Origin of the sequence: Natrinema sp. CGMCC1.2065 (genome assembly GCF_051225675.1) — an archaeon.
Lineage (GTDB): Archaea > Halobacteriota > Halobacteria > Halobacteriales > Natrialbaceae > Natrinema > Natrinema thermotolerans.
In genome coordinates, this window is the sequence record NZ_JBPJSJ010000012.1 from 115,528 (window position 1) to 126,601 (window position 11,074).

General features: G+C 65.8%; 7 protein-coding genes. 3 read left to right on the forward strand and 4 right to left on the reverse strand.

Annotated elements, in window-relative coordinates:
• Nucleotides 1–696: 696 nt before the first annotated feature.
• Nucleotides 697–1,305 (reverse strand): TetR/AcrR family transcriptional regulator, encoded by a 609-nt coding sequence (locus ACSBP4_RS13460; protein ID WP_435552509.1) that lies wholly within the window; start codon nt 1,303–1,305, stop codon nt 697–699.
• Nucleotides 1,306–1,843: 538 nt separating this feature from the next.
• Between ACSBP4_RS13460 and ACSBP4_RS13465 the strand changes: the two genes are divergently transcribed.
• On the forward strand, nt 1,844–4,873 hold the full coding sequence (locus ACSBP4_RS13465; protein WP_435552510.1) for an MMPL family transporter: 3,030 nt from the start codon (nt 1,844–1,846) through the stop codon (nt 4,871–4,873).
• Between the two features lie 126 nt (nt 4,874–4,999).
• Here the strand turns inward: ACSBP4_RS13465 and aroC are convergent, their stop codons facing one another.
• Nucleotides 5,000–6,151 carry a chorismate synthase gene (aroC, locus tag ACSBP4_RS13470; RefSeq protein WP_049964743.1) on the reverse strand — a complete coding sequence of 384 codons (1,152 nt, stop codon included), beginning with the start codon at nt 6,149–6,151 and terminating at the stop codon, nt 5,000–5,002.
• A gap of 255 nt (nt 6,152–6,406) precedes the next feature.
• Between aroC and ACSBP4_RS13475 the strand changes: the two genes are divergently transcribed.
• Both ACSBP4_RS13475 and ACSBP4_RS13480 read left to right on the forward strand, forming a co-directional pair.
• Nucleotides 6,407–7,579, forward strand: coding sequence for an MFS transporter (locus ACSBP4_RS13475; protein ID WP_435552511.1), 1,173 nt, complete (start codon nt 6,407–6,409; stop codon nt 7,577–7,579).
• 155 nt (nt 7,580–7,734) lie between these two features.
• Entirely contained in the window at nt 7,735–8,310 is a 576-nt protein-coding gene (locus ACSBP4_RS13480; protein WP_435552512.1) for a DoxX family membrane protein, read from the forward strand.
• Nucleotides 8,311–8,756: 446 nt separating this feature from the next.
• Here ACSBP4_RS13480 and ACSBP4_RS13485 read toward each other — a convergent pair whose 3' ends face one another.
• Both ACSBP4_RS13485 and aroA read right to left on the reverse strand, forming a co-directional pair.
• Nucleotides 8,757–9,899: a thiolase family protein gene (locus tag ACSBP4_RS13485; protein ID WP_006181130.1), complete on the reverse strand. Its 1,143-nt coding sequence runs from the start codon at nt 9,897–9,899 to the stop codon at nt 8,757–8,759.
• An 85-nt stretch (nt 9,900–9,984) separates the two neighbouring features.
• Nucleotides 9,985–11,074 (reverse strand): 3-phosphoshikimate 1-carboxyvinyltransferase (gene aroA, locus ACSBP4_RS13490; RefSeq protein ID WP_435552513.1); only part of this gene is annotated, 1,090 nt, incomplete at its 5' end.

An 11,074-nucleotide genomic window follows, 5' to 3' on the forward strand; every position in this document is an offset into this window, starting at 1 on the left:
TCGCCGCGGTATCGATACGCATCGGAACCGCCGACCGGACTGCCGATGGGACACCACACGCTCGGCGAGAGACCGATCGACGGCGTTGGATTCGGCTGCGAGGACCTCGAGAACAGGTTACCGCAGGGTGTCGGCGACTGCACCGGAACGGAAACCGGCCCCTCCGTTTACACCCATACGTATGTAACCAAAAGCGACGCTATCGCTAACCGAAACATCCGCCGGCATACTTATAAAAATTACTAATCGGTTAGTTACTGGCGACACAGCTGTAGACCGGCGGCTGTCGCTGGTATCGTCGCTACCCCAACGTGGGAAACGGACACCGCAGAGAGTGATCGAACGGCGTTGCGAGAGAGGAACGGATCCGTCGTCACGGAGCAGTCTCCCGTCCGCTTCTGTAACGCACGCTCGAGACGGCGACATCGATCTATCATCGAGTGATAACCGATAATTGAACAGTTAGTTATCGGAGACAGCGCACCGTCGGCAGGACAGTCGTCATCGACGTGGACCGGGATAACCGCTTTACCGCCGCAGAAACGCACTCTCGGTCGGGTCACGTCTCGGGTCAGCAACTGATCGGTGACTAACTGAGACGTTCGACTGCGAAACGCGACGCAGACCCAGCGCGACGGGGGGCCCGTCGTCCGTGACCCGGTCCCAGTTCGTCCGACAGTCCGTTCTCGGGGCGATTCACTCCGCCTCGAGGAGGCACTCGCGGACGTATCGTTCGAACGCACTCCGTCCGTCCTCGAGGATGTCGTCGTCGCTGGTCACGCGCTGGGTCATCGTTCCGACGAACATGAGCTGAAACAGCGCCGCCGTCTCCTGTGGATCGACGTCCCGAAAGACGCCCTGTTCGATGCCCGACCGAATCGTGTGGGCGACGTGTTTGCGGACGAACTGATCGCTACGCGTGAAGTGTTCCCGGTAGCCCTCGTCGTGGGCCGCCTGCGCACGCAACTCGACGAGTGCCCGGGTGAAGTCGGTCCCCATCTCGGCGACACCGAGATCGAACGTTTGTTCAACGATTTCCGCGATGTGGTCGTCGGCCCCGCCCGCGCGATACGTCGGGATCTGTCCCTCGAGCTGGTCCAGCATGAACGACAGGAAATCGAGCAGGAGGTCGTCCTTGCTGTCGTAGTGGTGATACAGCAACGACTTGCTCTTCGAGAACTCGTCCCCGATCCGCTGGATCGTCAGTTCGTTGTAGCCGTGTTCACAGAGCGCGACGTAGGTCGCCCTCATAATGGCGTCTCGCGTGTCGTCCGTTTCCTCGAGAAACGGCGGAAACTGCGTCATAGCGGTCGCGTTCCCCCCGACTCAACGAGCGGCTGACAGTCGCCCCGCTCCGGTGGTTCGACTCGAGTCCCGGCGTCGCCCGCCGTCCGATCCGCTGCCGTAACAGCCTCCATCTGAGTACGACGTACCGCTGCAACGTATAAAAATTGATTGAATGGTCAACTGCAGACGCTGCCGATTCGGTCCGAGTCTCGTGTGACGGTCGGTAGCAGGACCGATATAGAGGGAGAAAGTAGATAAGTTCTGACTGAATATTCAGTTAGTACATGACCGAAGAATCGAGGCGGGCTCCCGAGACCGGGTGGCCGACGGCCGTCGTCGGAGCGTTCTCCCGTCCGGAACGGAGAGCAGTATCGAGACGGTCGCGAACCGCGTCGGAGACACCGGCACGCGTTCGTGTCCCGACGGAACAACTGTCGGACCGGCCGACGTGGACCCGCCGCCCGATCGCGGCCGCGAGTCCGGCGGGTCGCGGTCGGTCCCGATCGGGATCGCGTCGTCCTGACGCCGCGACGGTTCGCGGAGGGAGGAACGGCACATGAGTTGGATCGACCGGATCGCCGACGGCGTCACGGAACACAGTCGGGTCGTAATCGCCGTCATGCTCGTTCTCACGGTCGTCGCGGGCTCCGGGGCCGGCATGATCGAGCAGTCCTCGTCGCTCGATCAGTTCCAGAGCGACACCGAGGAAGCACAGAAACTCGAGTACGTCGAGCAGAACTTCTCGACCGGGCAGGAGAACACGTCGGCGGCACAGGTGATCGTCAGGGGTGACAACGTTCTCTCCCAGGAGTCGCTGGTCGAGACGCTCCGACTCCAACAATCGTTCCGCGAGAACGAGACGGTCTCCGGGACGCTCGTCGACGACCGGCCGACGGTCGGCGCGGCGAACCTCGTCGCGATCTCGTCGCTTACCGCCGACCAGCAGCGCGAACTCGAGGCGACGGCCGCGGAGTTCGAGGAACTGAACGCGACCGTCCAGGCGGAACGCACCGCCGTGGCAGAACGGAGCGCAGCGCTGAACGCGACACGGGCGGAGCTTCGCGGGGCGCTCGAGACGCTTCGGGCCGATCCGTCGGCGTCGCCGCGTGAACAGTTCGCAGCGGTCGACGAGAACTCGTCGGTCGACCTGAACGAGACGCAGTACGCGACGTTCAACGAATCGGCACAGCGCCTTCGTGCCGCCGAGAACGAGTCACGGATCGACGCGGCGTACCGCCTCGGGACGCAGGGCGTCCTCGAAGACGAGTACGCGGCCCTCGACCGGCGCAGTGCGGCCCTCGAGTCACAGAGCGAGCGACTCCAGTCGCTCGGCGCTGAACTGTCGGCCGAGCAAGCCGCCCTCGAGAACGCAACCTCACCGACGCTGCCCGAACAGATCGATGCGCTCGAGTCGATGAACGCCACCGAGTACGAGCGCGCCCTCGGTGCCGTCCTGAGCGAGGACTCGTCCGGTCGGACGAGCGGTCTGGCCTTCATGCCGACGAGCTACGACGCCGGATCGACGAGCGCGAACGCGACGATGCTGCTGGTCACCCACCAGACCGAGGGTGATGGCGGCCAGGGCGGAATGGCCTCCGACGCGCTCGTCGACGCGCAACTGGCCATGCAGTCCATCGCCACCGACGCGTTCGAATCCGACGGTGCCGACGTCATCGTCTTCGGCGGCGGCATCATGGGCGAGGAGATCGACAATTCGATGGGCGACAGCCTCGCGATCGTCGGGCCGCTCGCGCTGCTGTTCGTCGTCGTCGCCCTGATCGTCGCGTACCGCGATCTTCTCGATATCCTCCTCGGCCTGTTCGGCATCGCCGCCGTCTTGCTCTGGACGTTCGGCTTCATGGGCTGGACCGGAATCGACTTCAACCAGATGTTCATCGCGGTTCCGGTCCTGCTGATCGGGCTCTCGATCGACTACGCGATCCATATCTTCATGCGCCACCGCGAACAGCGGCAGGCGGGCGGCGCGTACGGTGCCGACGACACGCGCGGCTCGATGGAGACCGCGCTGGCCGGCGTCGGCATCGCGCTCGTGTTGGTGACCGCGACGACGGCGATCGGCTTCCTCTCGAACCTCACGAGTCCGGTGCCACCGATTCAGGACTTCGGCATCGTCAGCGCCGTCGGGATCACGGTCGCCCTGCTCGTGTTCGGCGTCCTGATTCCGGCGCTCAAGATCGAACTCGACGAGTTCCTCGAGAGCCGCGGCTTCGACCGGAAAAAGCGCGCGTTCGGGACCGGCGGCGGGCGGTTCAGCCAGCTCCTGTCGACCGGTTCGACGGCGGCACGCCGGATCCCGATCGTCGTCATCCTGCTCGCGCTTCTCGTGAGCGCTGGCGGTGCCTACGGCGCGACGCAGGTCGATACCAGCTTCAGCCAGGAGGACTTCATCGCGGAGGACCCCCCGGCGTGGACGGACGACCTCCCCGAGCCGTTCAAACCCGGCGACTACTCGATGAAGGAGAACCTCGAGTTCGTCAACGAGAACTTCGTTCGGGAGGATTCACAGGCACAGATTCTCGTGGAGGGCAACGTTACTGATCCGGCGACGATACAGCGGCTCGAGGCGGCCGAACGCGAGGCCGCCAACAGCTCCGTCGCCGCCACCCTCTCGAGCGGCGAGGCCGACGTCCGAAGTCCGATCGGGACGATGCAGCAGGTCGCACGCGAGAACGAATCGTTCAACGCGACGCTCACCGCGGCGGATACCGACGGTGACCGCGTCCCCGACCGGAACCTCGAGCAGGTGTACGACGACCTGTTCGCGGTCGCCCCCGACGAAGCGAGCGGCGTCCTCCACCGGACCGCGGACGGTGACTACGAGGCCGCCCGACTGGTTATCTCGACGAGCGGCACCGCGGCCATGAGCGACGTCACGACCGAGATGCGATCCATCGCGGACGGGATCGACGGGAACGGGCTCGAGGCCACCGCGACCGGGCAGACGATCCTGTTCGACATCATCCAGGACCAACTCATGGACACGGTCATCGAGAGCCTGCTGATCACCCTCGTGGCCGTCTTCGCCTTCCTGATGATCGCCTACCGGCTCACGAAAGGCAGTGCGACCCTCGGTGCGGTGACGCTGTTGCCGGTCGTGTTCAGCGTCTCGTGGATTCTCGGGACGATGTCCCTGCTCGAGATCCCGTTCAACGTCATGACGGGGATGATCACGAGCCTCACGGTCGGGCTCGGCGTCGCCTACAGCATCCACATGAGCGAGCGCTACAGCCTCGAGTTGGAGCGGACCGGCTCCGTCTGGGAGGCGATGTCCCGGACGGTCACCGGCACTGGCGGCGCGTTGCTCGGCAGCGCCGCGACGACCGTCGGCGGCTTCGGCGTCCTCGCGTTCGCCATCCTCCCGCCGCTCCAGCAGTTCGGGATCATCACGGGGCTGACGATCGTCTACGCGTTCCTCGCGAGCGTCCTCGTCCTCCCGAGCCTGCTCGTGGTCTGGACGCGGTATCTCGGGCCGGACGTTTCGTTCGACGCGCCGAACAGTTCGCCCGCACCCACGGCCAGCGACGGCGGGCAGCCAGCGGATCAGCCGGACCGAACTGAGGAGTAACTCGGTCCCGGTCCGCCGTTCGATCCTCGCTCGAGCGACGTGGAACACGGACCGGACCGATTCCGTTCTACCTGTTTGCTACTCAGGCGATCAAAAAGAATCGCGGGACCCGTCCCAGCTTCGGCGCTACTCGTTTTCCGGGTTGCTCGGGTGGTACTCGGTGTCGTACTCCCCCGGGCTGTCGTCGACGCGGTCGGGGTTGAGTCGGCCCGACAGCAGCATGAAGTCGACCAGCGTCAGCGCGAGCATCGCCTCGACGACGGGGACCCCACGCGGCGGGAGGACGGGATCGTGGCGGCCGATGACCTGCTCCTCTTTTATCTCGCCGGTCTCCCAGTCGGCGGTCTGCTGGGACTTCGGGATCGAGGTCGGCGCGTGCAGCGTCACCTCGCCATAGATCGGTTCGCCGCTCGAGATGCCGCCCTGAATCCCACCGTGGTCGTTCTCGACTGGGACCGGGTCGCCGTCCTCGCCGAACTCCCAATCGTCGTTGCGCTCCTTACCGGTCCACTCGCGGGCCTCGCGGCCGAGCCCGAACTCGAAGGCCGTCGTGGCGGGCACCGCCATCATTGCCTGGCCGAGTCGCGCGGACAGCGAGTCGAACCGCGGCGCACCCAGCCCGACGGGGACGCCCTGTGCCTCGAAGTAGATGCTGCCGCCGATGGAATCGCCTTCCTCCTGATACTCTTCGATCCGCTCTTGCATCCGCTCGGCGGTCTCGGGGTGGGCACAGCGGACGTCGTTTTCCTCCGAATGTTTCTTGATCTGGTCGAAGCTCACTTCGGGCGCTTCGATGTCGTCGATCTGGTTGACGTGGGCCTTGAGTTCGATCCCCTCACGCTCGAGGAGTTTCTTCGCGATTGCGCCCGCAGCGACCCAGTTGACGGTCTCGCGGGCCGACGAGCGGCCGCCGCCGCCCCAGTTGCGCGTCCCGAACTTGGCCGAGTAGGTGAAGTCGCCGTGAGAGGGACGGGGCGCGGTGATGAAGGGTTCGTACTTGCCCGAGCGGGCGTCCTTGTTCTGGATGACCAGCCCGATTGGCGTCCCCGTGGTGTAGCCGTCCTGAATTCCCGATTTGATCGAGACATCGTCGGGCTCGCCCCGAGATGTCGTGATCATCGACTGACCCGGCTTTCGCCGGTCGAGGTCCGCCTGAATGTCCTCCTCGGAAAGCTCGAGGCCGGCGGGACAGCCCGAGACGGTACAGCCCATCGCTTCCCCGTGGCTCTCGCCGAACGTGGTCACCTGAAAGAGGCGACCGAAGCGGTTGCCGTTCATTATCACGTCCTCGGGGACCGGGCCACTTAGCCCTGCAGGGTTCGGCCACGGCCGGCGGGCCGCCGCTGCCCGGGCAGTCGGCGACAGTTTGCGGAAGTCGAAGCCGTTCCGTTTCGGACCGGCCTCGAGTATGAAAGCGTCCGGATATGTACCCGAAAGCATGCGACAGCAGTACGGGACTGCGGTCGAGTCGATCCCGATGGGCCGATGTAATCACGCTTATACAGCTCAGCGAGAAAGTCGCCGGTAGAGTACATGCGCTGGCAGTACCGGACGACGGTCCTCGGCCTCTGTCTGCTCGCGTTCTTCGTCACGTACTTCGCCCGGATGGCGATCAGTCCGGTCGTTCCGTTCATCGTCGCGGACTTCGCCGTCTCGAACACGGCGATCGGGTTCGCGCTGACGGGGATGTGGCTCGCCTACGGCCTCTCGCAGTTTCCCAGCGGCGTCCTCAGCGACCGCTACGGGGAGAAGCCGGTGATCCTCGTCGCCGTCGGCGGGACCGTGATCGCGAGCGTGTTGCTCGCGTTCTCGCCGATCTTCGCCGCCTTCGTCGTTTTCGCCGTTCTCCTCGGCTCGGTCGCGGGGCTGCACTACGCCGTCGCGACGACGCTGCTCTCGCGGACCTACGACGAACTCGGCCGCGCGGTCGGGATCCACTCGATCGGCGGCCCGCTGGCCGGGCTCGTCGCCCCCGTCGCGGCGGCGTGGGTCGGCGTCCGGTTCGGCTGGCGGCCGGCGCTCGCGCTCACGCTCGTCGTCGGCCTGCCGGTTTTCGTCCTCTTCGCGTGGCGGATCCACCCGACCGAACCGCGGCGGCCGGACCAGCCGATGCGGGAGCGGTTCGAACTCGCCACCCTGCTCGAACTGGTCTCGCGGCCGGCGGTCGCCTTTACCCTCGCGATCGCCATGCTCGGTACCTTCATCGTCCAGGGGTTGCTTACGTTCCTGCCGACGTTTCTCGTCGAACACCACCGCTACTCGGCGACGCTCGCCGGAACCGCCTTCTCGGCCTTCTTTTTCGTCCGGACCGTCGGCCAGTTCGCCGTCGGCGAACTCTCCGATCGATACGGCCGCGACCTCGTGATCGGCGCGTCGCTGTTTGCCGGATCGGTCGGCCTGTTCGGCCTCGTCGTCGGCGGGAGCCGCGCCACTGTCGGCATCGCCGTTCTCGCAGCCGGCCTGGGCTCGAGTTTCTTCGCGGCGATCGATCCCCGGTTTCTCGACCAGTTCGGCGACACCGAACGCGGGGCCGGCTTCGGGCTCGTCCGGACGTGCTACACCGTCGTCGGCTCCGCCGGCTCGGTCGGCGTCGGCCTGCTGGCCGACCTGTTCGGCTGGGGCGCGGCGTTTGTCGTTCTCGGCGGGCTGTTTTCGATCACGTTCCTCGCGCTGGCCGTGAACTGGGCGTTTGGACTCGGCTATTGACCGCGAGCGCAGCGACGGGTCGTCGGTCGTCGGGGGTCCGTCTCGCACCCCGCGTATAATTCGAATACGTTATGGAAATCCGTGCTAGCACGTATTCATCTATCTATATATACTCGAGTGACCGTCTAGGAAGTAGGAAGTATTCTTCCGTTACCATGACTGCATCCCCCATTTCCACAGACGCGCGCAACACGTTCGAAAGCACCATCGGCGGCTACACGGTCGGCGGTCGCGCCCACAGCCTCTCGGCCTGGTTCGTCCTCTCGCTCCGGCTCATGATGGGCTGGGCCTTCGCCTACTCCGGGTTCACCAAGCTCGTCGCGGCCGAACCGTTCAGCGCCGGCGGCTACCTGACCAACGTCGCCGCGACCAACGGCAACCCCCTCGCCGGCCTCTTCGCCTGGATGGGCTCGACGCCGTGGTTCGTCGAGTTCGCGAACGTCGCCGTCCCGTGGGGCGAACTCCTGATCGGACTCGGCCTGCTCGTCGGCGCGCTCGTCCGCCTCGCGGCGTTCTTCGGCGCGCTCATGATGCTCATGTTCTACTTCGGGAACTGGGACATCGCCCACGGCGTCATCAACGGCGACTTCGCCTACATGCTCGTGTTCCTCGCCGTTGCCGCCTTCGGCGCCGGCCGCATCCTCGGCCTCGACGCCTGGATCGAAAGCTACGATCCCGACGGCGAGACGTTGCTCGAGCGCTACCCCCGACTCGAGTACCTCCTCGGATAGACAACTTCGTGCTGTTCTCCTGCTGTCGCTGTACTCGATTGTACTACTCGAAGCCGGCTGCGACTCACTCGTGGACGGAACACCGCGATAGCTTTTGAGCAAACGATCAGCTCGAGCGACTCAGGGCAGTTCGAACTCGATCGCCGCACCCTGGCGCGACCACCTTTTGTCTCGCTCGTCGCTCGCTCACGGATCGCTTTGCTCCCCGTTCGCGTTCTGCGGTTCTCGCTCGCAAAATCTGGGCCAAAAAGCCTAGTCGACTCGTCTCAGGGCAGTTCGAACTCGATCGCCGCACCCTGGCGCGACCACCTTTTGTCTCGCTCGTCGCTCGCTCACGGATCGCTTTGCTCCCCGTTCGCGTTCTGCGGTTCTCGCTCACTTCGTTCGCTTCAAACCGCACGCTCCTCGCTCGCAAAATCTGGACCAAAAAGCCTAGTCGACTCGTCTCAGGGCAGTTCGAACTCGATCGCCGCACCCTGGCCGAAGCCGACACACTCCGTCGCGATACCGCGCTCGACGCCCTCGCGGTTCATCTCGTGGACCAGCGTCACCGGGAGGCGCGCGCCGGAACAGCCCAGCGGATGGCCGATCGCGATCGCGCCGCCGTTGACGTTCAGTTGATCGTCCGGAATGCCCAGTTCGCGCTGGGAGTACAGCGTCTGGCTGGCGAAGGCCTCGTTGATCTCGACCAGCCCGTAGTCGTCGATGTCACGGCCCGCGCGCTCGAGCAGTCCCTCCGTCGCGGGGACCGGCCCAACGCCCATGACCGTCGGGTCGACGCCAGCGACGTAGCTAGTCCCGACTTCGGCGAGGACCTCGAGGTCGTTCTCGTCGGCGAACTCCCGGCTGGTCAGCATGACGCCGGCCGCACCGTCGGCGATCTGGGACGCGTTACCAGGTGTGACCGTGCCGTCTTCCTTGAACACCGTCGGGAGTTCGGCGAGCTTCTCGGGGGTCGTCCCCGGACGGAGCCCCTCGTCCTCGTCGTGGACGCCGTCCTCGGTCTCGATCGGGACGATCTCGTCGTCGAACTTGCCCGCCTCGGTCGCTTCGACCGCGCGCTGCTGGCTGCGCGCGCCGTACTCGTCCTGTTCCTCGCGACTGATGTCGTATTTCTCGGCGACCTTCTCGGCGGTCATCCCCATCTGGAGGTTCCGCATCCCGTACTCCTCGTCGAGTTTCGGATACATCTCGCCGCTGTCGGCCGCGCCCATCTTCACGCGGCTCATGCTCTCGACGCCGCCGGCGATGACCGCCTGATGGCGGCCCGCGGCGATCGAGTCCGCGGCGCTGATGATCGCCTGCGCCGAGGAGGCACACTGGCGGTCGACCGTCGTCGCCGGGACCGACTCGCCCAGCTCGGAGAACAGTGCGATCTGACGCGCGATGTTCGTCCGCTGCTCGGAGCGTTGCTGGGCACAACCCCACATCAGATCGTCGACGTCGTCGCCCTCGACGCCGGTCTCCGCGAGCATCTCGTCGACCAGCGGAATCGAGAGGTCCTCGCTCCGAACCTCTGCGAGGGCTCCGTCTTCTTTCCCCTGTGCGGTCCTAACAGCGCTAACGATTACCGGCGTATTGCCTGACATTGTATGCCATCATTTTTCCTGGGGATAAATAGCTACCCTTGGCGGAAGATAACGTGGGTCTCGAATCGTCGATGGCTGGCGTCGGCTACGCCCGTCGCTCGAGCGCGACGCCTACCTCCTCGAGCAGGTCGAAGAAGCCGGGGAACGAGACGTCGACGTGGTCGGCTCCCTCGATCGTGGTCTCGCCGTCGGCCGCGAGGCCGGCGAGCGCCAGCGCCATGATGATTCGGTGATCGTCGCGTCCGGAAACGGTCGCACCCTCGAGCGTCGAGTCCCCGCCGTGGACCGTCAGTGAGTCGCGCTCCTCAGTGGTTTCGACGCCCATCTTTCCCAACGCCTCGGCCATCGCACTCACGCGGTCGGTCTCCTTGTAGCGGACGTGTTCGGCGTTCGTAATCTTCGTGTCGCCGTCCGCGACCGCCCCCAGCGTCGCGATCGTCGGCAGGAGGTCGGGCGTGTCCTCGACGTCGACCTCGATCCCGGCGAGCGGGGCGGCTGCGACGTCGATCGTCCCCGACTCGCGGTCCCAGTCGACGTCGGCACCCATCCGCTCGACGATCTCCACGATTGCGGTGTCTCCCTGTGCGCTGGGATGCGCGCCCTCGATGCGGATCCCCTCGCCGTCGGCGGCGATCGCCCCCGCAGCCAGCGGGTACGAGATCGACGAGAAGTCGCCGGGGACGGCGTACTCCCCGCCCGCGGGTGCGTAGGACTGGCCGCCATCGACCGCAAAGCCGTCCTCGGTGTGGCGGGCGTCGACGCCGAAGTCGTCGAGGACCTCGAGCGTGATGTCGACGTAGGGTGCGGACTTGAGTTCCGTCTCGAGGTCGATCGCGAGCCCCTCGTCGGTGACCGCACCGGCCATCAACAGGGCGGTGATGTACTGCGAGGAGACGTCGCCCGGGATCGACACCTCGCCGCCCGACAGCGGGCCGGTGACGACCAGCGGGGCCTGCCCGTTCCCGCGAGTGCTGTCGGCCGTCGCGCCGAGATCGGCCAGCGCCTCGAGCAGCGGCCCCTGGGGCCGCGAACGAAGCGATTCGTCGCCGGTCAGGACCGTCGTGCCGTCGGCAAGCGCCGCGGCCGCGGTGACGAGTCGCATCGTCGTCCCGCTGTTCGCGCAGTCGACGACGTCGGCCGGCACGTTGGGCCGGCCGTCGAAACCGTCGATCTCG